Origin of the sequence: Tautonia sociabilis, from assembly GCF_003977685.1 — a bacterium.
Classification (GTDB): Bacteria; Planctomycetota; Planctomycetia; order Isosphaerales; family Isosphaeraceae; genus Tautonia; species Tautonia sociabilis.
The window spans coordinates 72,733-96,016 of record NZ_RYZH01000016.1; the positions used below are offsets into that span (position 1 = coordinate 72,733).

A 23,284-nucleotide genomic window follows, 5' to 3' on the forward strand; every position below is an offset into this window, starting at 1 on the left:
TTCTTCAGGCCGGCTCGGCCCACGCTCCCCGGCCCTTGGTTTGGGGTCCTCCTCGGTCGCCCGATCGTCCCCGGCTCCCGAGCGGAACGAAGCCAATCTGGCCGTTGGATTCGTTCGGATCTCTTTGGGTTAAAAGGAATTGTGTCTCGGTGTCCGCGGCGTGCCGGAGCGTGCCGGTCGGCGTTCTCGTCCGTTCCCGTCCCGATCGGACCCGAACCGGGATCGGCCGGGCGATCGGTGCGTCGAGGACCGGACGGGGCCGGCGCCCGGTGCGCGGAACGAACCCAACGCGGATCTCCGAAGATGTTCTCTGGTTTCGAGTTCCGTTCGATCTCCCGAGCGCACCGGGGGCGTGACGCCCCGCCATGTTCGGGGCCCGGCCGGGCGATCGGGGGGCGCGTCTGGGATCGGCCCTTCTCCAGGAGCGCGGGGAGACAAACACGGGCCCGAGGATCGGAGCAGTCGTAGCCCCAGGGCCGTCCCGGATCGTAGAATAGGCGTATCGTTGAGCGACCGACTGGGACGCGCCACGCTCGCCCGCCGGCGATGGGGCGGGGGCGAGGGGAGGGGCACGAATGACGTCCGAATCGGATCACGGCCCGGGATGTGAGGGTCAGATTGTTCGAGACGCCCTGGAGCGAGCGATCGCCATCTACCTGGAGCTGGCCTACCCCGAGACCCCCCTGCCCGAGGCCGTGCGGCGTCGCCTCGCCTGGCGAGAGGTTCCCGGGCCGGTTCCCCTCGACTCCCCTCCTTTCGAGCCGTCGGCGTCCGGCCCCGACCGCTCGATGACCTACGCGCTGCGGCTGGGGAACGCCCGCTACCCCCACATGAAGTTGCAGGTCCAGCCCTGGCCGTCTCCGGCCGGGTTCCTCCTGTCGGTCAACACCCACGACCAGGTGGCCGTGTTCGACCCGTCCGCTCCCGAGGCCGAGGCCGTCCGAGCCCTTCAGGCGGTCAACCAGCGGTTCAAGCAGGAGATTGAATCGGCCTGGGAGCACGCGGGGCTGCCCACCTTCCTCGCCTATCTGAAGGACTACATCCAGCGAGAGGAAGGAAGCTCGACCGGGAGCTGACCCGTCGAGGAGCCCGAGGCGGCGGGGGCTGGGGTCCGCCGGGCCTCGACGCGACCGAGCTCCGGCCTCAGCCCTCGCCGTCGGCTTCGGTCGGGGGGGGGACCCCTCGGCTCTCCTTCGCCAGCCGCCTGGGCAGTCGGATCTGGAAGGTGGATCCAACCCCCGGCTCGCTCCGGCAGGAGGCGGTGCCGCCGTGCATCTCGACGAAGGTGCGGACCAGGCTCAGGCCCAGGCCGATGCCGCGCTTACCGAACTGGAAGTCGCCGGAGGAGTGATGCATGGTGTCGAAGCCGGTGAAGAACGGCTCGAAGACCAGGGCGCAGGCGCGGGGCTCGATGCCCACCCCCTCGTCGGCGACCTCGAAGCGCACGAAGTCCTCGCCGTCGGGCTGGGCGGAGAGGCGGATGGTGCCGCCGTCGGGGGTGAACTTGATGGCGTTGATGACCAGGTTCGAGAGGGCGTCGGCGATCTTGTCCCGGTCGAGCTCGGCGGAGCCGAGCCCCGGGGCCAGGTCGAGCTCGATCCGCTGGTGGCGGGCGTCGAGGTACGGGCCCACGTCGTCGACCACGCCTCGGGCCAGCGGTCCCAGCTCGACCGATCGGGCGTCGAGGGTGGGCGCCAGGCGGTCGGCGTGCAGGAGCTTGAGCATGCGTTCGACCGTCGATGCCAGCCTTCTGCCGGCGGCGAGGATGCGGTCGACCCAGTCCCCCTGGGGGTCGTCGGCCCGTCCGGGGTGGGTGAGCTTCCAGAGCTCGGCCATGCCCAGCACGATCGTCACCGGCGTGTTCAGCTCGTGGCTGGCCACCTCGATGAAGTTGGACTTCAGCCGGTTGGCCTCCGCCAGCCGGACGTTGGCCGCGGAGAGCTCCTCGATCAGCCGCTGCTTGTCCACGATCAGGTCGTGGTGCTCGACCGCCTGGCGGATCACGGTTCCCAGTTCGTCGGGCTCCCACGGTTTGGCGACGTAGCGGAAGACGTGTCCCTCGTTGATCGCGTCGATCACGGCCTTCAGGTCGGCGTATCCGGTGATGAGCAGCCGGGTGGCCTCCGGGCGGATGGCGCGGGCTCTCCGGAGGAACTCCACGCCGCTCATCTCCGGCATCCGCTGGTCGGACATGATGACGCTGACGTCTTCGCGTCCGAGCAGCTCCAGGGCCTCGGCCCCCCGGGTGGCCGTCAGGACGCGGTAGTCCAGCCGGAACAGGTCGAACAGCGAGCGGAGGACCTCCGGCTCGTCGTCGACGACCAGCAGGACCGGCTTGTGCCGGCGGCCCGCCGAGGGAGGGGGGGCGGGAGCGGGGCGATGGGGGGCGGCCTCGGCCACGGGACTCAGGCCTCCTGGCCGGCGCGATCGGGGACCGCGTCGGGGGGGAATCGCTTGGTCAGGGTCACCTCGTTGCCCGCCTCGTTGTGCCGCAGCTCGTCCACCATGCCTCGGGAGATCAGCAGGCCGAAGCCCCCCTCGCGCAGGCCGAGCCGGCGGCGGACCTCCATGTGACTGAGAGGGTCGTCCGGCGTGGCCGCGTGGGGGAGCAGCGCGCGGTCGAACCCGGATCCCTGGTCCCGGATGACGATCTCCACGCGGTCCTCGAAGACCCGGTAGGTCAGCTCCACCGGCAGCTCGATCCGCATCCGGTTGCCCCACTCGATGGCGTTCTGGCCGATCTCCAGCACGGCCTGCTGCAGGTGCTGCACCTGGTCGATCCTCAGCGGAGTGGCCCGGTACAGGCCGATCAGGAAGTCGTTGACCTCGCGGAGGAACCGAGGGGCGCTGTCCAGCTCGATGTGGATCTCCCCCCGCAGCCGCTCCCCCCCCAGCGACGCCCTCCAGGCCAGTGCCAGGTCGACCGCCTGGTACAGGTCGCTCGGGCCGTAGGGCTTGGTCAGGTAGGCGTTGGCGCCGACCCGGAAGCCCAGTTGCCGCGGCGCGTCGCCGTGCAGGGCCGTGACCATCACCACGGGCAGGTCGATCGCCCCCGGATCCGCCCGGAGCCGCCGGCAGACCTCGAAGCCGTCGAGGTCCGGCAGCATCAGGTCCAGCAGCACGACGTCCGGCCGGTCGGCGAGGGCCCGCTCCAGCCCGGAGCGGCCGTCGGGCGCCGTCTGGGCGTCGAACTGCCGGAGCCGGAGGAACGACGCGGCCATCTCGGCCTGATCCGGGTCGTCCTCGACGATCAAGGCCCTCTCCATCGTCGACGAGACTCCCGAGGCTGCGGATCACGGGACGGGGGTGCGGGCCGACGGGCCGCGCCGGGGGGAACGACCGACCGGGGGGGATCCGCCCCCGATCCGATCCGGGCCGAGGTCAGGGAAACGATCGGGCCCGGCCCCCGGCCGCCGGCGGGCTCGATCGGAGGGAAGCGGGGGCGGCTTCAGACGGTGATCGGGCCGGGGGGCGTGCGCGCATCACTGCGATCCTCGATGTCCTCTCGCCCGACGGCAGGGGGCCCCGGTCGAGATCCTCGCACGACGCCCGGGGCCGATCCGGGCGGGACTCGGCCCATGAGCGCAGGCTATCGGCCATCGGCGGGAGGATCAAGGGGGCAGGAGCGCTCCGGGGCGGCTCGGCCCCCTTCCTTCCGGGCCTGAGCTAGCGTCGAGGGACCGCCTCGCCGCCGGCCCCAGGCCGTCGGCCGACCTCCGAGGCCTCCGGCACGGCCGTCGCCGGCGGCCTCGGCGTCGCCACCGCCGGGGAGGCCCCCAGGGCCGGTCCCGGGACGGTCCCGGAGGGCTGCTCGGCGCGTTCGATCCGGACGTCGTCGAAGTAGGCCTCGCCGACCGTCGCCGCCAGGCCGAGGGTCACCGTCAGCTCGCCGTCCTCGGGGGCGCGGCGATAAAGCACCACCCGGCGCCATTCGGGTATGCCTTCATAGTCCCGGAACTGCATCAGTTCCCCGCCGATCGAATCCCGGACGATCACCCCTCCCCCGCTGCCCGGGGCCTGCTGGTCCGGCATCTTCACCAGGGCCGAGATTCTCAGGAACTCGTGGCGGCGGACCCGGATCGGGGGCGTCCTGATCCCCACCGCGATCCGGTCCTGCACCGGGGGCAGCTCGTCGACGTTCTGGCCCTCCTCCGTCCGGACCCGGAGCCGGAGCATCGCTCGGCTGCCTCGGGCGTTCTCGGCGGCGTCGGGCTGGATGTCGATCGTCCCCCGGAGTCCCGGGACCTCGTAGCCGACGCTCGTCCAGCCCTCCTCCACGAAGGCCTGCGGGTCGGTTTCCTCGAACTCTCCGGACGGAAGCAGGTTCCGGCCGAAGGGGTAGGAGCGGATCGTGCTTGTCCAGAACAGCTCCAACTGCGGCAGGGTGTTGAAGCTCATCAGGGGGGGAGCCGAAACCGGGGTGAGCAGGACCTTCACGTCCGGGTCGTGGGCGAAGGAGGTCGCCTCGATCAAGTCGTCTCGAGACCGTTTGTAATGCTCATTCATCAGGATGCGGAGCGGCCGGGAGACTCTCCGGGCGTTGGCGAAGGCCTCCTCCGCCTCGCCTCGGGCCAGGCCGGCCCGGGCGGCTTCGAACTGCTCCTCGGCGAGCCGGAGCAATTGGTCGCTTCCCTCCACGTCGAGGCCGTCGAGCACCAGTTGCGAGTGCGTCTCGACGGTCGACCTCAGGAGCAGCTCGGCCTGCTCGATCGCCAGCTCGGCTGCCTTCGGGGCCCAGGAGGCGATGCTCTGGCGGAGCCGATCGACCAGCTCGAGGTCGGGAGTCAGCAGGATCCAGCTCGTCGGCCCGAAGTCGGTCAGCCGGATCTCGACCCCGCCCGGAGCCCGCTCCCGCTCCAGGTGCCGGACGCCCCCCAGGCTGACCTCCCAGGCCGAGACGTTGGTGTGCCCCGGCACGGTGAGCCGCAGCTCCTTGTTGGCCAGCTGGGGCGGGATCCACTGGCCGTCGAAACCGAAGTTGGCGGCCAGCAGGAGGGTCCCCCGGCGGTCGGGGGTCGGGAAGCCGACGCAGAGCGTCTCCCAGGCCTCCGACGGCTCGTCGAGCTTGCGCGGGGTGTTCCGGTTGTAATTCCGATCGATCGGCCGGCCGGTCTCCTCGTCGGGAGGAAGAGTGAGCTTATACCGATGAATCGTGCCGATGCCCCGGGCGAGGATCTCCTGGAACAAGTCGATCTCGGCGTTGAGCAATTGCAGCTCGATGAGCCGGGCGCGGCCGGAGGCCCGGGTCAGCTCGGCGTCGGCCCGGTAGCCGATCCCCCGGTAGCCAGCCGCCAGCGCCGCGACCGTCGCCAGCCGGATGTGAACCGGCTGCAACTGCGGCCTTCCCCACGGGGGAGGCGGATCGTCGCCGTAGATCGCCCGCTGCAGCTCCGGAGGCGCCGAGGCCGGGATCCAGGTCCAGAACAGAGCCTCAGGGTTGGCCAGGCCGGTCAGGTCGCGTCGTGCGATCAAATAGTGATAATAATGACGTAATTGCTGCTGTGATCCCCAGGGCGTGCCGTGCACTCCCATCAGGTCCAGCCCCAGCCGGCTGGCGTACAGGGCGTAATCGCCCGCCACGTCGCCGGTGGCCAGCGGAGAGGAGGGGCCTCCCGCGTCCTCCAGCGCCTCGGCCGCCTGCCGGATCCGGGAGAGGGTCTCCCGGCGACGATCGGGGAGGTCGTCGCCGCCAAGCTGCTCGCCGAGGTGCCAGAAGACGACCGCGTCCTTCCTCGGGTACGACGCCGCCGCCGAGGCCGCTCTCGAGGCGTCGGCCGGGCCGAGCAGCGGATCGCCCAGCATCGGCATGAGCAGGAACCCGGCGTCGGCCGCGCGCTCGACCTCCCGGCTCGAGGTCCCCGGGCGGATGGCGAACACGTCGAACCCGAACCGCCGCAATTCCTCGACCGAGGCCCCGGGGGCGTCGATGATCGTCGGCACCCAGGGGAAGTAGGCCCGCTGGGGCTCGTCGAGCAGCTCCAGGCGATTCCGGTGGAACCGGGCCCGGCCGCCGGCGATCAGTCCCTCCCCCTCGGCGGCTCTGGGCTCAGGAACGCCCACCTCCCCGTCGGCAAGGGGACCGGCCCCAAGGTCCGAGGCGAAGTCGACCCGGCCGCCGGCAGCCCGACCGCCTTCGATCAGGTCGGCCGGCACCGGCTCGATCCGGAGCGAGTCGACCAGCACCTCCGACTCTCCGGCGCCGCCGTACAGGTTCAGCACCAGGCGGTCGAGGTAGGCCCCGTCGAGCTGAACACGCTGGTTGGTCTTGATCCGAAGGATCCGAGCCTGACGCTCGACGGCCTCCGGCAGGTCGGTCAACTCCAGCCGTCGCCAGCGGCCCGGCTCCTCGTAGATCGTCCCCTGGATGTTGACGAAGAACGGCTGCCCGGTTTCCGGGTCCAGGTCGTTCGGCAGCACCACCCGGCCGAGCAACTGCACGCCGGGGCGGTCGGATCGGACGTAGACCGACGCTCGCAGCTCCCTGGAGATCGGCACCCGGGGCAGCGGGTAGCTGACGTAGACGCCGCTGCCCAGGCCGGCGACGAACCGGAACCGCTCTCCGCGATCCCCCTCGAAGGCCGCATCGGCGGCGCGTTCGTGGGCCTGCATCCGGATCGGGGCGTCGGCCGTCTCCTGCCGCCAGGAGACGCGATCCCCCTCGAACCCCTCGACCAGGGCGGCCATCTCCTGCCGGGTCGGCTCCAGGGCGGGCCGATCCGGGGCGGGGTCGGGCAGCGGCTCGGGATCGGAGCGCTCCTCGGCGGCCGGCGACGGCCGGGGAAGATCGGGAAGCCCCAGGCTCGGAGGCTCGGGGACCTCGAACTCCTGGCCGGAGGCGAGGCCGGGGGCGAGGACCGCCGCCAGGACGACGGCGCCCACTCGGATCCTCGACGACTCGGAGCGGAGTGCCCCCCGGCCGAAGGACCAGAGCCCCTCGCTCCGGTTCTCCCCGGCTCCGCGGGTCTGATCGAGATCCGACTTGCTCGCGATACCCCGTCGGAAACCGCTCATGGCTCCGGGCCTCCCTGCCCCGCTGACGCTCGGGCCCGCGCCCGATCCGGTTCCCCGGGCGCAGGCGGTTCCGGGCGGATCGTAGCCTCGGGGCCGCTGTCGGGGAACCCCGATTTTCCCCCTCCGCTCGAACGCTCGAACGCTCGAACGAACGATCGCTCGATCACGGGATCGAGCGCCGAGCCGGGCGGGGAAGTGTCCTTGTCAGGTGGTCTGTTGACTCGAGTCCGCCCACCGTTCGATCCAGGCCAGAACAACGCGGCCGACCTCGGCGATCGACCCGGCCGAGCACGCCTCGGGCACGTCGCCGAGCGTGTGCCACTGAGGGAACTCGATGTCGACCAGCGCGATCGCCGGGATTCCCGCCGCCAGCAGCGGCAGGTGGTCGTCCTCCACGTACCGGCCGATCGCCTCCGAGAACCGGGACGCCCCGAGCCCTCGGGCGATGTCCCAGACCTCTTCCGTCAGCCACCAGGCGTAATCGAGGCCGAATCCTTCGCGGCGCAGCACCATCTCTCGGCCGGCGATCATGTCGAGCACCAGGGCGGCCCCGTACCGCGGTCCCCCGGCCTCCTCGTCCTCGCGGGCCCGGCGGGCGAACTCGAGGGAGCCGAGGCAGTAGGCTCCCTCCTCGTCGAAGACCAGCTCCTCGGCGTCGAACATGGCGAGGTCGACGCCAAGGCCGATCCCCACATCGGGCAGGAGCCTGGCCAGCTCCATGAGGGCGGCCACGCCGGAGGCTCCGTCGTTGGCGCCGACGAACGGACCGAGGCGTCGAACCGGGTCGCGCTCGAGGTCGGCCCTCGGCCGAGTGTCGCCGTGGGCTCCGATCAGGATCCGGTCGGCCTCCCCCGGCCGCCAGGAGGCCACCACGTTGGCCATCGGCACCGGCTCCCCAGTCAGGGGATGATCTCCTGAGAATTCCTGGATCCTGACGGTGCCTCCGCACCTCCGGAAATGTTCGGCGACCAGCTCGCGCTGCCTCTGGTTGGCGGCCGAACCGCTCGGCCGGGGCCCGAGGGCGCAGAGCCGGATCAGGTCGGCCATCGCCCGGCCGCCGTCGAACCGGTCGTCCCGCTTGGGAAGATTCATGTCGGGCTCATCAGGAATGCGGGCTTCGAGATCGGGAGGAATCCGGATCGGGACGGTCGGTCGCCGGGGCGCTCAGGGGCCGTCCCGGCGGAGCCGCACTCCCTTCAGGTCCGTCTCCCCAGCCCTGATCGTCGGTCAGGATCAGCGGCACGTTCGGCCGGCGCTCCGATCCGAGGACCGGGGACGAGGCGGTCCCGATCGCGAGGCCCAGCGCGATCGAGGCGGTCAGCCGGGGGAGTCGGGGCCTGGGTCGGCTCCGGTTCGGCGAGCAGGGGGAGACGGCGGCGAATCGCCGGGGAGGGGGCGTCCCCGGGTCATCGTCGGGGAGCGTCCGAGAGCGTTGGGTGGTCGCGGAGGAGTTGCTCGAGCCGTTCCATCGGCAGGCCGACGACGTTCGACCAGCTTCCGGAGACGACGGTGACGAACGGGTCGTCGTCCTGGACGCCGTAGGCGCCGGCCTTCCCCTCCCAGCGGCCGGAGTCGAGGTGGGCGAGGCGCTCGGCGTCGGTCATGCGACGGACGTGCACGATGCTCGTCTCCACGGCGCCGGCCCATTCGAGGAGGTCGGCTCGGTAGAGGCAGAGGCCGGTGAGGATGGCCACCTCGCGGCCTTCCTGGGCCAGGAGCATGCGTTCGGCGTGGTCGCGGTCGACGGGCTTGTTCAGCAGGAGGCCATCGAGGGCGCAGGTGGTGTCGGCCGCGAGAATGAGGCCGGAGCCCCGGCGCGAGGCCACCGCGTGCGCCTTGCGCCAGGCCAGCTCGGCGACGTAGGAAGCGGCGTCGACCGGGCCGTCGGGCTCGGGCTCCTCGACGCCCGAGGGGTCGACCTCGATGGCGAAGCCAGCCTCCTCCAACAACTGCCGGCGCCGGGGTGAGGCGCTGGCGAGGATCAATCGCATGAACAACAGCTCCCTGGGGGAGGGGTCGGGGAGGGATCCCGAGGGTGGGGATCCCGGGGAGGTTCACGGCCGAGCCCGGGGCTTCTGTCGGGGGGCGGTCGCCCTCCGGGTCAGGCGGCCGGCCGGCGGTTGGCCTGGAGATCGGCGCCAAGGGCCTCGGGGTCGGTGGCGAGGCGGAGGGCCTCGGTGCCGCTGACGAGGCCGGCGCGGTAGAGGGCGAGCAACTGGCGGTCGAACTCCTGCATGCCGCCCTGCTGACCGGCCATCAGGCGGGCGATGTCGTCCAGGCGGTTGGCCAGGTAGAGCTCCCGGGTGTGGTGCAGGCCGCGGAGGACCTCGACGACCGGGCGCCGGCCGCCGGCCTTCGCCGCGGCGAGCCGGAGGGCCACGATCGCCTCCAGCGCGGCCGCCAGTCGGGGCTTCAGCGGGGGCTTCCGCTCGGGGGCGACCGGGTCGAGCAGTTGCTCCAGCGCCCGGATGGCCGACGACGCCCGTACCGCCGCCACGATGTGACGGCCGGATTCGACCGCCGCCAGGGCCGATCGCAGGGCGGCCTCGGAGCGGTCGAGCTCTCCGACGACGATCAGGTCGGGATCCAGTTCCAGGGCCCGGTCGATGGCTCGAGCGGTGCCGTCAGGGCCGGGATCGGGGGCGAGTCTCGTGAACATCGCCTTGTCTGGCTCGTGGAGGAATTCGCCCGGGTGCTCGATCGTCACCACGGCCGAAGGCCGAGCGCGGTTGACCGCGTCGACCAGCGCGGCCATCGTCGTCGACCGCCCGCTGCCCGAGGCGCCGACGATCAGCGTCAGGCCTCGGCGGGCGAGGGCGATCTCCCGGAGAACGGCGGGCAGGCCGAGGTCTTCCAGCGTCTTCGGCCGGCCGGGGATGATCCGCAGGCAGGCCCCGGGGGACCCCTCGCTGCGGTACAGGGAGGCCCGGACGCGGGCGAGGCCGTCGACCTCGAAGGCGAACCGGGAGCCGAGGTCGAGCGCCGCGTCAAGATCCCCGAGCGACGGCGGGGCGACCGATCGGAGAAAGGCGAGCATCGCGTCGTCGCCGAGCGCGCCCCCTTCCACCCCGCGCAACTGGCCGTCGATCCGGACCTTCGGCGGCGAGCCGCCCTGGAGGTGGACGTCGGAGGCTCCCTGGCCGACCGCGAACCTCAGGAATTCCTGGATGTTCATGGCTGAGATCCCTGAGCCGCCGCGCCGCCCCGCCCTCCCCCGTCGCCGAGATCGGGGTCGGGCCAAAGCGGCGGCGGGCGGGCGGACGGTCAGACCTCGTCGGGGATGGCGAACGGGGAGCGGTACTCGCGTCGGGTGAGGGCCTGGGCCTCGGTGTCGCCGACGACCTGCTCGGTCTCGGGGTCGATCGTCACGCAGCCTCGGCCGGTTCGGTAGGCGATGTTCGCCAGGTGCGCCAGCGAGGCCGAGCGGTGCCCCTGCTCGATGTCCGCGTTCGGCAGGCGGCCGCTGGCGACGCAGTCGAGGAAGTTCTCGAAGTGGTGGCGGTCGGAGAACGGCTCCGACTCGACCGGGACCGGGTCGTTCCCCTCGAACAGCCGCCAGCCGGCTCGGCCGATCTCGATCCGGCCCTTGGTGCCGTAGAAGGTCACGCCGTTCTCGAAGCCGATCTCGACGTAGGGGGACCAGTCGCGCTGCTCGAAGATGAGGATGGCGGGGGAATCGGCGAAGGTGTACGAGGCGAAGACGGTGTCGGGCGTCTCCCATGTTTTGTTGAGCATCTTCGTCGCCGTGCAGGCCACCGTCCGGGGCATGCCGACGCCGAGGCCCCAGCGGGCGATGTCCAGGTCGTGCACGCCGTCGTTGCCCACGTCTCCGGTGCCGTAGTCCCACATCCAGTGCCAGGTGTAGTGGAAGCGGTTGGGGTTGAACGGCCGCTTGGGAGCGGGGCCGATCCAGAGGTCGTAGTCGACCCCCTCGGGCGGGGCGGAGTCGGGCTGGACCGTGAGGTCGGGGCGCTTCTGGCTGTTCCAGGCACGGGCCTGGAGCACCGCTCCGATCCGGCCGGAGGGGATGACCTCCTCGATCACGTGCCGGTAATGCGGCGTGCTGCGGCTCTGCGTGCCCACCTGGACGACCCGGCCGTACTTCCGGGCCGCCTCGACCATCTTCCGGCCCTCCCAGAGGGTGTGCGAGGCCGGCTTCTCGACGTAAACGTGCTTGCCCGCCTGGCAGGCGAACACTGTGGCCGGCGCGTGCCAGTGGTCGGGAGTGGCGACGATCAGGGCGTCGACGTCCGGGTTGTCGAGCACTCGGCGGAAGTCGGTCTCGGCCTTGGGCTCGACGCCCTGGCGCTCGGCGATGGCGGGGATCGCCTGCGAGAAGAGGCGGGAGTCGACGTCGACCAGGTGCGTTACCCTCGCGCCGGGAAGCCCGGCGAACCCCTGGGCCAGCCCGTCTCCCCGGCCCCGGATCCCCATGACCGCGACGTTGACCAGGTCCGCCGGGGCCGCCTTGCCCGGTCGGGGGGAGAGGACCGTCCACCCGGCGGCGATCGCGGTCGCCGAGGTGCCCAGGAACGCTCGACGATTCGGCTCGGTCATGGCTGCGGCTCCTCGTGCTTGGCGTCGGCAGGGACGGAGGAGGCCTCTCGCGGAGCGGTGGAGTCGCCGAGCAGACGAGATCGTTCGCCCGAATCGACTCCGGTTCGTCTTCTGCGCCTCGGCGCGAGTCCCGACCCCCGATCGGCGGATGATGTCCCCGCATCCTAACCCCTCCGATCCCCCGGCTCCAGCAGGCGACCGCCTTGCCGAGCCTCCCCGACGCCGACTAGCCTGAAAGGGTCACCTGACCGGACCCCGCCCACCCGGCCCCGCGACCGGCACTGTTGAGCCATGCGAGACGTGCTCTCCTCGATCACCGAACTGCTCGATGCCGGCCTCGACGCGCTGCTTTGCCAGGTAGTCGAGACCAAGGGCTCGACTCCCCAGAAGGCCGGCGCCCTGATGCTCGTCAACCCCGACGGCGGCCAGGTCGGCACGCTCGGCGGCGGCTGCGTGGAGAACGAGGTGAAGCAGAAGGCGATCCGACGGCTCGGCCAGCCGGGCGCCGAGAAACACTCGTTCGTCCTGGACCACGACTACGCCTGGGCCGACGGCCTGATCTGCGGCGGCAAGATGGTCATCCTTACCGAGGCCTTCCGAGGGCCGGAGGCCTCCTCATACTTCCGGGCCTACCGAGACCTGATCGACGCCGGGCTCGGCTTGATCGAGGCCGTCGCCGTCGACCCCGACCGCTGCGGCGCCCCGGGACTCGGCTCCCGGTGGCTGTTCGGGCCGGAGGGGCGGCTCGTCTCGTCGCTTCCGGGAGGATCCCCGCCGCCGGGGGTGCTCGAGCTGATCGAGCCGGTCCACCGCAGGCCGAGGCTCGCGTCGAGGAACGGGGTGGCGATCCTGCCAGTCTTGCCTCGGATCCGGCTGCTGATCGTCGGCGCCGGGCACGTTGGGCAGGCGGTTTCCCGGCTGGCGAGCGAGGCGGACTTCGACGTCTGGGTGGTCGACGACCGCTCCCGGTACGCCAACGCCGAGCGGTTCCCCGAGGCCCGCCGGATCGTCGTCGGGCCGATCGAGGAGGTCCTGCCCGCGCTGGAGGTCACGCCGCACACCTTCGCCCTGGTCGTCACCCGAGGGCACGGGCACGACCAGGAGGCGCTTTACCACCTGGCCCCCACCCCGGCGGCCTATGTCGGGCTGATCGGCAGCCGGCGCAAGATCCGGCTGATCTTCGACGGCCTGAGGGGGCTGGGGGTCGCCGAGCGCCACCTGGCCCGGGTGACGGCGCCGATCGGGGTGCCGATCGGCTCGCAGTCGGTGCCGGAGATCGCCGTGAGTGTGGTGGCGCAGCTCATCGCCCGCCGCAACCTCGGGCCCGAGGCCGTGCCGACGAACGACTTCTCCCGGCCGGTCGACGCTCCCGACGAGCCCGGTTCCCAGGCCGAGGCGGATCCCGCCGGGGCGGTCGGCTCGTGATCGCCGCGATCGTCCCCGCCGCCGGCCGGAGCGAGCGGATGGGCAGGCCGAAGCTGACCCTGCCGGTCGCCGGGGGAGGGACGGTGATCGATCGCGTGATCGCCGCCCTGCGCCGGGGGGGCGTCGCGGCCGTCGTGGTGGTCGGCCCTCCGCTCGACGCCCCCGGCTCGGCCGAGCTGTTCCAGCAGGCCGCCGACGCGGGAGCCCTCGCCATCCCCGTGCCGTCGCCGACGGAGGACATGAGGAGCACCGTCGAGGTCGGCCTCGATTTCCTCGACCGCTCCTCCCTCGGCGCCCGAACGGTGCTCATCGCGCCGGGGGATAGCGTCGGCCTGTCGGCGGGGCTGATCGCCTCGGTCGTCTCCCGAGCGAAGGAGGAGCCCGAGTCGATCGTCGTCCCCGTCTTCGAGGGCCAGCGCGGCCACCCGCTGGCGCTGCCGGCCGAGGTGGCTCGGTCCATCCGGGAGCTTCCCCCCGGCGTCGGCATCAACGCGCTGCGTGATCGGTTCGCCGATCGCGTGGTCCTGCTCGACGTGCCCGATCCCGGAACCACCGCCGACCTCGACACGCCGGACGACTACCGCCGCTGGTCCCCCGAGTGATGAGCCGAGTTCTCAGGGGGACCAGGCCGGGGCGATCTCGGCCCGGAGCGTCTCTCAGGCGACCGGCCCGAAGAACGACACCCCAACGGGCCTCAGGAACTCGGATCCGGGCCGATGCCCGAGTCGAGCCCCCACCAGCGCCCGGGGGTGATGACCTGGAGGACCAGGCCGATTCCGAGGGAGACGGCCAGCAGCAACGTCCCGGTCACCACCGTCACCACGAAGCCTCCCGCCGCGCCGAGGACCCCGGGGACGGTCGGCTCTTCCCAGGGCCCCGGCTCGGCCAGCCCGATGGCCTTGGCCAGGCTGACGCCGATCATCCCGGCCACGAATTGAAGCATTGGCACGACCTGGGAGAGGGCGACGGCCGAGCCGCCGACGATCAGCGCCAGGCCCACCCGGAACGATCGCAGGATCGCCCAGCCCCCGACCCCCGCCAGCAGGACCACGGCCGCCCCCATGCCGATCGTGCCGTCCCGGTCGGTGATCCAGGAGCCGAACATCAGCGGCACCGGCAGGTTCACCAGCAGGACCGCCAGCCAGCCGACGAGCATCCGGCGGCCCGGCCGTCGTCCGGGGCCCTTCGGCCGGGGGCTGGGGCCGGTCGGGGAGGCCGGGGCCTGGTAGGGATTCTCGCCGTCCACGATCGCTCCTCCGCTCGATCGCCTCGCCGTCAGGAGGATCCATCGATTCGATCCGGTCGGGTCGGGTCGGGTCGGAACATCGGGCCGATCGATCGTCAGACGACCAGGTGCAGCCGTTCCCATCCCGAAGGGGGCGCCAGGTCGCCGCACTGCTCGGGGTCGATCGCCGCGGCGGCGATGCGGAGGCTCTCGTCCAGTCTCGGCCCCGGTCGGGCGAAGAAGGAGGAGCCGTCGGCGAGGGTGACCATGCCGGATCGGACGGCGGGCAACTCGTCCCAGAAGGGAATCCGCCGGATCGCGTCGACCTCCGACCGCGCCCGATCCAGGTCGAAGCCGCAGGGGGCGAGCAGCAGCACCTCGGGCCGGGCGGCGGCCACGTCGTGCCAGGAGATCCGCCGGGAGGCCTCGCCGGGTCGGGCCAGCATCTCCCGGCCGCCGGCCAGGCCGACCAGCTCCGGGTTCCAGTGGCCGGACGAGAAGGGTGGGTCGGTCCATTCCAGGAGCACCACGCGGGGCATGGGGCGGCCCTCCCGGCGCCGGGCGATCTCCCGGGCGGTCGCCTCGAACCGGCGGAGGAGCGCCTCCGCCTCGGCCTCCGCCCCCAGCAGGCGGCCGACTCGCTCGAAGACCTCGAAGACGCCGAGCAGCCCGGTCGGGTTGACGCTCTCGACCCTCGGCCGGCCGGGCAGGCTGGCGGCCACGTCTCGGACCTTCGCCTCGTTGACGGCGCAGACGTCGCACTGGGTTTGCGTCAGGATCAGGTCCGGCCGGGCCGCCGCCAGCGCCTCTCGGTCCAGCTCGTAGAGGCTCCCCCCCTGCTGGGCGACCATCGCATCGATCTGGGCGCTCGTCCCTCCCGAAGGGATGCGGCTGGATGTCAACCGAGGCAGGAGGGCGGCCTCCGGCGGGAAGTCGCACTCGTGCGTCACCCCGACGAGCCAGCTCCCCCGGCCGAGGGCGCAGACCAGTTCCGTGAGCGACGGGAGCAGGCTGACGACCCTCATGCGTGGGCTCCAGAGTGCTCGGCGGAAGAGGAGGATGCTCCGCGTCTGAGGAATTCCGTCGTCGGAGAGGCCTCGGCCTCTCGCATCCGACATCCGCCGTTGGCTGCCAGGGGAAGCGGGTGGCCGGCCGAGGCGTCTGCGCCTCAGACCGGGGGCCTCACCTCCACGTTCGGCCCGACGGCGACGACCGTCATCGGCAGGAGCGGGTACGCCTCCAGCACGCGGCGGGCGTCGTCGAGGGTGACGGCCGAGTAGGCCGCGATCTCCTTCTCGACGGGGATGTGGGCCCGGCGATAGGTCCAGTCGGATCCCAGCGGCATGAGCCGTCCCATGGGCCGCTCGCCGCGGAGGACCAGGCGGGAGAGGACCTTGTTCTTGGCGCGCTCCAGTTCGTCGTCGGTCGGGCCGTCGTCGGAGAAGTCTCGGTAGACCTCGGCGATGCGGTCGAGGTTGGCCTGGGCCGAGGGAGGGTCGCAGCTCAGGAAGGTGTAGAAGGCGCCGGCCGACTGGTAGTCCTGGAAGCTCAGGTCGGCGCCGTCGGCCAGGCCAGGGTCGATCAGCTCCCAGTAGAGCCGGGATCCGGTGTGGTCGCCGATCATGGTGGCGACGAGGCTGGCGGCGTGGCGGTCGGGGCTCTCCAGGCCGGGGGCGTCGGCCACGGCGACGATCGTCTCCTGGTGGTCTTCCTCGCGGAGCACGGCCCTCGGCTGCCCGACCCCCCGGTGCGCGGGCAGGGCCCGAGGGACGCCGCTGCCGGTCCAGGATCCGCAGAGGCGGGAGGCCAGGTCGAGGACGAGCCCCCACTCGGCGTTGCCGGCCACGGCGAGCACCACGTTCGGCGGGCCGTAGTGGCGGGTGAAGTAGTCGCGCATCTGCTCGACGGTCAGCGCGCTGATCGTCTCCTCGGTCCCCAGCACGCTTCCCCCCAGCGGGTGGCCGCTGAAGTGGGCCGCCTTGGCGGCCTCGTAGGCGACCATCATCGGGTTGTCATCGTACATCTTGATTTCTTCGATGATCACCTGCTTCTCGGTCTCGAAGTCCTCCGCGTCGAGCCGGGGGCGGAGGATGTCGGCCAGCACGTCGAGCGCCGCGGGCAGGTACTCGGGCAGGCAGGAGACGTGGTAGATCGTGTCCTCTTCCGAGGTCTGCGCGTTGTGCCGGGCGCCGATGCGGTCGAAGTCGCGGTTGACCGCCAGGGCGTCTCGGCGGGGGGTCCCTTTGAAGACCATGTGCTCCAGGAAGTGGGAGACGCCGGCCAGCTCCGGCGGCTCGTCCCGGCTGCCGGTGCGGACAAAGAACCCGGCGGCCACCGAGCGGGCGCGCTCGTTGCGCTCGAGGATCACCTGAAGCCCGTTGGGCAGCGTCTCATGGTGGAAGGTCACGGCGATCTCCGATGGGAAGGCAGCCAGGAGCGGGGGCGAGGGGCAAGGCAGGGCGGGACGGGCCGGGCCGGGCCGGGCCGGGCGCTCAGCCGAGTTGCAGTGGCTCGGGACCGAGCGTCAGGATCGTCATCGCGTCGAGGTCGAAGCCCGAGGCGAAGTCGCCCACCTCCTCGGGGGTCAGCGCGTCGAGCGCGGCGGCCACCTCGTCCAGCGGCCGGACCCGGCCCAGGTGGTACCAGTCCGACGCCAGCGAGCCGGAGCGGCTCATGCTCGACTCCTGCTGCATGATCAGCGCGCTTTTCAGGCCCGCCCGCATCATGTCCAGCTCCTCTTGGTTGACGCCGCCGGAGACGAGCCGCCGGATCTCCTCCAGCGTCACGTCCAGCGTCTGCTGGGCGCGGTCCGGCGCGGTGCCGGCGTAGCAGACGACGGCGGCTCGGTCCCGGAACGCCTCGTACGAGGCGAAGACCGAGTAGCACAGCCCCCGCTTCTCCCGGACCTCCGTGAACAGCCGGGCCGAGGTGTAGCCCCCCAGGATCGCCGCCGCGGCTCGGGCCCGGTAGTAGTCCGGGTGGCTGACGGGCACGGTCGGGAAGGCCAGGGCGATCTGCGTCTGCTGCGTCTCCTGCTCGATGTGGGAGCGGCTCGGGCCGCTGGGACGCTCGACGATCTCCGTTGGCGCGCCCGGCTCCCAGTCGCCGAAGAGGCGGGCGACCTCGTCCTTGACCGCCTTCCAGTCGAAGGCGCCGGCGACGCCGAGGATCGCCCCGTCCGGGCGATAGGCCCGGCGGAAGTGGGCGCGGAGGTCGTCCGGAGTCGCCGCCGTCACGCCCTCGACCGTGCCGATTGCCGATCGGCCCCACGGGTCGGCGAAATGCCTCCGGCGCAGCTCGGTGAGCGCCTTCGAGCCGGGGTCGTCTTCCAGGCTGCGCAGCGACTGGAGGCAGAGGGCCCGGATCGGCTCGACCTCCTGCTCGTCCAGCGTCGGCCGGCGGACGACGTCGGCGAAGATCCCCAGCGCCGGCAGCAGGTTCTTCCCCAGCGCGGCGGCCGAGACGCTGGTGTGGACCGTCTGCGCCCCCTCGGAGTGCGCCACCCCCAGCTCATCGAGGACCGACAGCAGCGACCGGCTGTCTCGGTCGCCGGCCCCCCGGATGATCCACTCGCCGACCATCGCCGCGGCGCCGGGCCGATCCGCCGGCTCGAAGGCGGCGCCGGCGGGAATCAGGAAGCTGAAGGCGGCCGACTGGACATCAGGCATCGGCTCGGCCAGCAGGACGAGGCCGTTGGGGAACTGGTGCTGGAACAGCTCGGCGGTCATCGGGTCCCTCTCGGTTCGGGCCGGGTCGCGATCGGGGCCGGCGCGGCCCGGTCGATCTCGGGCGACTCGGGGGAGGCGCGACCGTGCGCCCCAGGTTCGGAGCTTGGCGTCGGGAAGGCCGGGGCCGATCGTCTCACCCGCCCACCGCCTTGTACAGCGTCTTGACGCGACGGAAGCCGATCGAGCGGTAAAGCCGGACGGCGTGGACGTTGTCCGCCGTCACCTCGAGGAAGGCCCGGCTCAGCCCCCGCTCCCGGAATCCCATCAGCGACCGGGCCACCAGCCTCCGGCCGAGGCCCTGCCCCCGGTACTCGGGCAGGACGCCGACGTTCTGGATCGCCCCGAAGCCATCGCGGTCGATCACCCCCTGGATCGTCGCCACATAGCCGCCCGGCGCGGCGATCAGCCAGGTGGCCGCCGGCAGGAACCCCGACTTGCGCCGGATCTCCCGCATCAGCCGACGGCAACCGGCCCGGTCCCCCAGGCAGGGGAAGACATGAGCGTCGATCTCGTCCCGGAAGCAGAAGTACTTGACCTCCGCGTGGGCCTCCAGGAGCGAGTCCTCCCACGGCTTCCAGGTGTACGGCGCCGGCAGCGCCGGGGGCACGACGCCCGACAGGTCGATCTCCATCCGGTACCGCTTGTAGTAGGTCAGCACGCTGCATCACCACCGAACGACTGGACCGGGAGCCGACCCGGCCGGCGCGTCAGGCCGGGCCGTCCGATCGGCGACCGCCGTGCCGCAAGCGGATTGTTCTCTTTGACTCTATCAAGCCCCGAGCCTGGAAGGGAATACCATGCCGGATCGCTCTGGCTCGGCGCCTCGGCGCGGTTCCCGGCCGCCTCGGGCCGGTCAGAGCAGCAGGTCCCCCAGCCCGGCCAGGCCGATCGGCTCCCGGCTGGCGAACGGCTCGGCGTGGCGGACCCCGACCACGTGCCCCCAGAACCGAGTCCGGTCCGCCACGCTGTCGATCACCCCGGGGCGGCCCTCCGGCTGGTTGTCCACCAGTTGCGATCGGTAGCAGCGCAGGGCCGCCAGCTTCTCCTCGTGCTGGTCGCTGACGTCGACCACGAAGCTCGGCCGCTCGACGATCTTCAGATGGACGCTGAAGTAATACAGGATCCGGCTCGGGTGGAACGGCTCCCCCGGGATGTCCGACTTGGAGAGCTTGCTCCAGAACCGGGCGTCCTCCACCAGCTTGGTCGCGGCCGAGTGGTCCGGGTGGGCGTCCTCCCAGAACGGCGCGAAGAGCAACCGAGGCCGGACCTTGCGGAAGACGGCGGCCAGCGCCCGGCGGTGCTCCAGCGTCGGCTCCAGGCTGCGATTGGGCAGGCCCAGGTTCTCTCGCCAGGGGTTGCCCAGCAGCGCGTTCGCCTCGGCCGTCTCCCGCCGACGGGTGGCGACCGAGCCCAGCGGCGTCGGCTCTCCGCTGGTCAGGTCCAGGATGCCGACCGTCCATCCTCGGCGGATCAGGCGGAGGATCGTCCCCCCCATGCCCAGCTCGGCGTCGTCGGGGTGGGGAGAGACAACCAGGGCATCGAGCGATCGGGGCGTGTCCACGGCGGTCTTCCGGCTCCGGAGCTGGGATGAGGATCGGGGGCAAGGGTACCGGGCAAGTTACCCGGCCGACCGGCCTCAGCGAAACGGGGCGAGCACGCCGCCGCCGTCCACCGGGATCGCCGCCGCCGCCGCCGCGGCCGGCTCCCGGCGCATCCGCTCCCAGGACTGACCGGTGATGCGTTCCACCACCCGGATCGCCGAGAGCACCACCGCCATCGTTCCCTGGCCCGGGAAGACCGAGTCCCCCACGATCCAGAGCCCCGGGCCGAGCACGTCGGAGCCGACGGCCAGGAAGTTGCTGTTCCGCCGGGACACGGGGGGCCCTCCCACGGCTCCCAGCAACCGCCGGGTGTAGCGGGCGAAGCTCCGGGGGGAGCCGAACTCGGCGTGGACGAGGGCCTCGGGGGCCCGGGGGAGGGCCCGGCCGAGGGCGTCAAGCAAGCGGGTCCGATACGCCGACTTCTCCGCCGCGTGGTCCTGGTGCGAGAGCCCCTCCCACGCCACGGGGCAGACGTGGGTGGACATCGTCGCCACGCGGACCTCGGGAGGGCCGTAGCCCGGGTCGCCGGGGGGGGAGAGGGAGATGAGCACGTTGTTGCCATCGTGCATCGGCGCCCTGTAGTCGCGGAGCACCTGGTAGAACAGCGGACCGTCCTCAGGGACCGCCTCGGCCCGAATCGCCACGTAGCCGGTCACGGCGCTCCACACGGCCCGGCTCCGCCGCTCCCGCCGAGCGAGCTGGCCGTCGAGCGTGCGCCCAAGCAGCCGAGCGGCCAGCTCGATCGGCAGGTTGAACGCGACCTCGCGAGCCGCCAGCCGCTTCCGGCGCCGGGTGACGACGAGGAATCCGCCGTGGCCATCCGGCTCGACCCGGTCGACGATCGTCCCCCGCAGCAGGGTGCCCCCCAGTTCCTCGAACCGGGAGCCGATTCCCTCGGCGATCCCCCGCATCCCGCCCACCGGCCGGCTCATGCCCATCCGGTAGGCCTGCAGGCAGGCCGAGGCATTGGCGAAGGGAACCGTCTCCGGCCCGGCCTGGGCGGTGTCTTGCAGGAGCATGGCGACGAGCGAGCGGAAGGGAACGTCGTCGGCCAGGCCGAGCAGGCGGAGCACGTCGAGCACCGAAAGCGGCCAGGTGCTCGCCGCCAGCAGTCCGCCGGGGCCGAGCACGCGAAGGTCGTACGCCAGGTCGCCGACCGAGCGCACCGGCAGTCTCGGAACGCGATTGGCCGCGCGGAAGAGCGCTGAGCCGACGGCCTCCTGGAGCCTCCAAAACCCGATCCGCGCCCAATCCCGGCCCGGAAAGACGCGCCGGATGTTCTGCTCAAACTGTGCGGAGTCGGAAACAAGATCCAACGTTCGGTCGGGCAGACAGAGGCGAACGGAGGGGGACTGGGCGGCCTCAACGGGCAGGCCGATCGTCCGCAAAAGCCCCCCGACCGGTTCGTCGGGCCCCAGGCCCATGAGGGCCGTCGCGCCGACGTCGAAGGTCCACGGCCCGCGGTCGAACCAGCCGGCGCAGCCGCCGAGCTTCGTGTGCGCCTCCAGCAGGGTGACCTTCAGGCCCCTGGCCCGTGCCAGCGCGGCGGTCGCCAGCCCCCCCCAGCCGCCCCCGATCACAATGAGATCGTCCATCTCCCCTCCGCACCCACCCCAAGACGCCCTCGGCTTGCGATCGGCCCGAGGCCTTCAGGGGAGAGTGTAGGCGCCGGGGAGCCGGCCGGGGATCGGAACGCGACCCGGGCCGGTGCGATCGCCGGTTGCCCGACGGCTGGGGCCGCGCGGGCATCCAGGTCCAGCGACCGGTCGCGTCGGCAAGTCGCTCCCTGCTGCTGATCCCTCTGCCTCCGATTGTCGCAGGGCAAGTTCCCCCCTGCCAATTCCCCCGCTCTCGCCTTGCGATTCCCTCCAGGTTCCTATACTAGCAGTTGGCTCGGATTCGGAGCCGACGTCTCGCCTGGGGAGGGTTAAGATGCCGGGGTTCGTCGCGCTGGCCCGCCTGTCGGAGTTGCCGCCGGGGGGGGCGATGGAAGTCGAGCACCAGGGGAGGATCGTGGCCCTCTTCCGCCTGGACGACGGCGTTTTCGCCATCGACGGCATCTGCGCCCACCAGGGAGGCCCGCTCGCCGAGGGCCTCTGCCAGGGAGGGGTGGTCACCTGCCCCTGGCATGGCTGGCAATTCGACGTCCGAACCGGCCAGAGCACCACCCACAAGCGCATCCGGCAGGAAACCTTCGAGGTCCGCATCGACGGCGATGAGATCCTCGTTGCGATCCCCTGAGGCCCCCCTCCTGCCCCCGACGACCGCCCCCCGATCCGAGCCGCCAGGGACGCGCCGTGACCACCCTTCGCACCGCCCGAAACGACGACGTCCCGGCGCTGGCCGACCTCTGGAACCGAGGGACGCCCAGCTACGGCGTCGCCCGCCCGCTCTCGGCCCGGGAGTTCGGCGACGCGGCCCTGGGCCGGCTGGACTACGACCCCCTCGGCCTGCTCATCGCCGAGCGCGACGGCCGCCCCGTCGGCTTCGCCCACTCCGGCTTCGGGCCGGTCTCCCCGGCAGGGCCCTCCCACCGCCTCGACCGCTCGATGGGGACCGTCGCCATGCTCGTGATCGAGCCGGAGGCCGGCCCCGAGGTCGGCGTCGCCCTGGTCGATCGCGCCCGGCGCGACCTCCGCGACCGGGGGGCCCAGGTCGTCTACGCCGGCGGCCGGGCGCCGCTGAATCCCTTCTACTGGGGCCTCTACGGCGGCAGCGAGTTCTCCGGCGTCCTCGGCGCCCACGAGTCGTTCCACCGAGCCGTCCGAGACCGCGGCTTCCGCCCCTCCGCCCGCTCAGTCCTGCTGGAGCTGGACCTCCTGGGCCTGTCCGACCCGCCGTTCGACCCCCGGACCCTGCTGCTCCGGCGCCGATACCGGGTGGAGGTCGAGCCCGACGCCTCCTTCGAGCGCTGGTGGGACGCCCTCGCCCTGGGTTCGACATTCGCCACCTCCTTCCGCGTCTCCGACCCGCTTGGGCACCGGGTCGCCCGCGCGACCACCTGGGACATGGACGGCTTCGAGCGGCAGGACGGCCGCCTCCGGGCCGGGCTCATCGACGTCGTCGTCGACCCCTCCCGGCGCCGACAGGGGCTGGGACGCTACCTGATCCGAGAAGTGATCCGCCACCACGCCTCCCGAGGCATCCACGCCCTGGCGGTCCAAACCGACGAGCAGAACGAGCCGGCCCTGGCCCTCTACCGGTCGCTCGGCTTCGAGCCGGTGGAGGAGGCGATCCTCTACCGATCCGACCCCTTCTGACGGACTCCGGCCCGGCGACCGGGCCAAAGCTCGGCCCGGCGCTGGCGCTGGCGCCGGCGCCGGCATCGCGCGACTCCCCCCGATCGACCCATTCCCCAGGAGCCTTCCTCGATGGCACGACGCCCCCCCCGCTCCCGCTCGCTCCGCGACCTCCGCGCCGAGGCCGAGGCCGCCGAGGCCCGAGCCCGGGAGGCCGCCTCCCGGGCCCCGGTGACTCCTTCGTCCCCCCGGCCCCTGGAGGATTCCCGCCGCAAGCCTCTCTCCCAGCCCCGGATGCGCGTCGTCTGGGCCGTCTGCGACCTCGGCGGCCGGCCCGTCGCCACCTTCCCCTACCCCCAGAAAGCCGCCGCCGAGGCCCACGCCGCCCAGCTCAAGGCCCGAGGCAAGGGGGACTTCTTCGTCCGATCCGTCAAGGAACCCATGGATCCAGCCGACTGACCCCGATCGGATCGAGGGTGCCTCGCATTCCGCCCCTCT

General features: G+C 72.1%; 20 protein-coding genes. 6 read left to right on the forward strand and 14 right to left on the reverse strand.

Annotated features, from left to right (window positions below):
- The first annotated feature begins 575 nt into the window (after positions 1-575).
- On the forward strand, positions 576-1,076 hold the full coding sequence (locus TsocGM_RS10090) for a hypothetical protein (RefSeq protein WP_126725190.1): 501 nt from the start codon (positions 576-578) through the stop codon (positions 1,074-1,076).
- Between the two features lie 67 nt (positions 1,077-1,143).
- Here TsocGM_RS10090 and TsocGM_RS10095 read toward each other — a convergent pair whose 3' ends face one another.
- The 7 genes from TsocGM_RS10095 to TsocGM_RS10125 all read right to left on the reverse strand — a co-directional run bounded on the left by TsocGM_RS10095 (position 1,144) and on the right by TsocGM_RS10125 (position 11,568).
- Positions 1,144-2,400: a hybrid sensor histidine kinase/response regulator gene (locus tag TsocGM_RS10095; protein ID WP_126725191.1), complete on the reverse strand. Its 1,257-nt coding sequence runs from the start codon at positions 2,398-2,400 to the stop codon at positions 1,144-1,146.
- 5 nt (positions 2,401-2,405) lie between these two features.
- A complete protein-coding gene (locus TsocGM_RS10100) occupies positions 2,406-3,266 on the reverse strand; it encodes a response regulator (protein ID WP_126725192.1) in 861 nt (286 codons plus the stop codon).
- A 400-nt stretch (positions 3,267-3,666) separates the two neighbouring features.
- The gene (locus TsocGM_RS10105; protein WP_126725193.1) at positions 3,667-7,011 is read right to left on the reverse strand and encodes a hypothetical protein; all 3,345 of its coding nucleotides are present in this window, start codon (positions 7,009-7,011) and stop codon (positions 3,667-3,669) included.
- 204 nt (positions 7,012-7,215) lie between these two features.
- A complete protein-coding gene (locus tag TsocGM_RS10110) occupies positions 7,216-8,103 on the reverse strand; it encodes a M28 family peptidase (RefSeq protein WP_126725194.1) in 888 nt (295 codons plus the stop codon).
- 314 nt (positions 8,104-8,417) lie between these two features.
- A complete protein-coding gene (locus TsocGM_RS10115) occupies positions 8,418-9,002 on the reverse strand; it encodes a Maf family protein (RefSeq protein WP_126725195.1) in 585 nt (194 codons plus the stop codon).
- 110 nt (positions 9,003-9,112) lie between these two features.
- Positions 9,113-10,186 (reverse strand): type IV pilus twitching motility protein PilT, encoded by a 1,074-nt coding sequence (locus TsocGM_RS10120; RefSeq protein WP_158633476.1) that lies wholly within the window; start codon positions 10,184-10,186, stop codon positions 9,113-9,115.
- A gap of 89 nt (positions 10,187-10,275) precedes the next feature.
- Entirely contained in the window at positions 10,276-11,568 is a 1,293-nt protein-coding gene (locus TsocGM_RS10125) for a Gfo/Idh/MocA family protein (RefSeq protein WP_126725197.1), read from the reverse strand.
- 291 nt (positions 11,569-11,859) lie between these two features.
- On the opposite strand from TsocGM_RS10125, the gene TsocGM_RS10130 reads away from it, so the two are divergent.
- The gene (locus TsocGM_RS10130) at positions 11,860-12,993 is read left to right on the forward strand and encodes an XdhC family protein (protein ID WP_126725198.1); all 1,134 of its coding nucleotides are present in this window, start codon (positions 11,860-11,862) and stop codon (positions 12,991-12,993) included.
- A complete protein-coding gene (locus TsocGM_RS10135) occupies positions 12,990-13,595 on the forward strand; it encodes a nucleotidyltransferase family protein (protein ID WP_126725199.1) in 606 nt (201 codons plus the stop codon). The genes TsocGM_RS10130 and TsocGM_RS10135 overlap by 4 nt, the downstream gene beginning before the upstream one ends.
- A gap of 92 nt (positions 13,596-13,687) precedes the next feature.
- On the opposite strand, the gene TsocGM_RS10140 is transcribed toward TsocGM_RS10135, so the two are convergent.
- The 7 genes from TsocGM_RS10140 to TsocGM_RS10170 all read right to left on the reverse strand — a co-directional run bounded on the left by TsocGM_RS10140 (position 13,688) and on the right by TsocGM_RS10170 (position 21,142).
- Positions 13,688-14,239, reverse strand: a complete 552-nt coding sequence (locus TsocGM_RS10140) for a hypothetical protein (protein ID WP_126725200.1) — start codon at positions 14,237-14,239, stop codon at positions 13,688-13,690.
- A 95-nt stretch (positions 14,240-14,334) separates the two neighbouring features.
- Positions 14,335-15,243, reverse strand: a complete 909-nt coding sequence (locus TsocGM_RS10145; RefSeq protein ID WP_233578702.1) for a cobalamin-binding protein — start codon at positions 15,241-15,243, stop codon at positions 14,335-14,337.
- Between the two features lie 143 nt (positions 15,244-15,386).
- Positions 15,387-16,625, reverse strand: coding sequence for a M16 family metallopeptidase (locus tag TsocGM_RS10150; RefSeq protein ID WP_126725202.1), 1,239 nt, complete (start codon positions 16,623-16,625; stop codon positions 15,387-15,389).
- A gap of 85 nt (positions 16,626-16,710) precedes the next feature.
- Positions 16,711-17,946, reverse strand: coding sequence for a M16 family metallopeptidase (locus TsocGM_RS10155; RefSeq protein ID WP_126725203.1), 1,236 nt, complete (start codon positions 17,944-17,946; stop codon positions 16,711-16,713).
- Positions 17,947-18,079: 133 nt separating this feature from the next.
- Entirely contained in the window at positions 18,080-18,577 is a 498-nt protein-coding gene (locus TsocGM_RS10160; RefSeq protein WP_126725229.1) for a GNAT family N-acetyltransferase, read from the reverse strand.
- A 222-nt stretch (positions 18,578-18,799) separates the two neighbouring features.
- Positions 18,800-19,441, reverse strand: coding sequence for a PIG-L family deacetylase (locus TsocGM_RS10165; RefSeq protein ID WP_391732097.1), 642 nt, complete (start codon positions 19,439-19,441; stop codon positions 18,800-18,802).
- Between the two features lie 141 nt (positions 19,442-19,582).
- Positions 19,583-21,142, reverse strand: coding sequence for a phytoene desaturase family protein (locus TsocGM_RS10170; RefSeq protein ID WP_126725205.1), 1,560 nt, complete (start codon positions 21,140-21,142; stop codon positions 19,583-19,585).
- Between the two features lie 337 nt (positions 21,143-21,479).
- Between TsocGM_RS10170 and TsocGM_RS10175 the strand changes: the two genes are divergently transcribed.
- The 3 genes from TsocGM_RS10175 (at position 21,480) to TsocGM_RS26475 (ending at position 23,245) form a co-directional block, all read left to right on the forward strand.
- On the forward strand, positions 21,480-21,788 hold the full coding sequence (locus tag TsocGM_RS10175) for a Rieske (2Fe-2S) protein (protein ID WP_126725206.1): 309 nt from the start codon (positions 21,480-21,482) through the stop codon (positions 21,786-21,788).
- A gap of 56 nt (positions 21,789-21,844) precedes the next feature.
- Positions 21,845-22,807, forward strand: coding sequence for a GNAT family N-acetyltransferase (locus TsocGM_RS27600; protein WP_126725207.1), 963 nt, complete (start codon positions 21,845-21,847; stop codon positions 22,805-22,807).
- Between the two features lie 111 nt (positions 22,808-22,918).
- Positions 22,919-23,245, forward strand: a complete 327-nt coding sequence (locus TsocGM_RS26475) for a hypothetical protein (protein WP_199756750.1) — start codon at positions 22,919-22,921, stop codon at positions 23,243-23,245.
- Positions 23,246-23,284 lie beyond the last annotated feature (39 nt).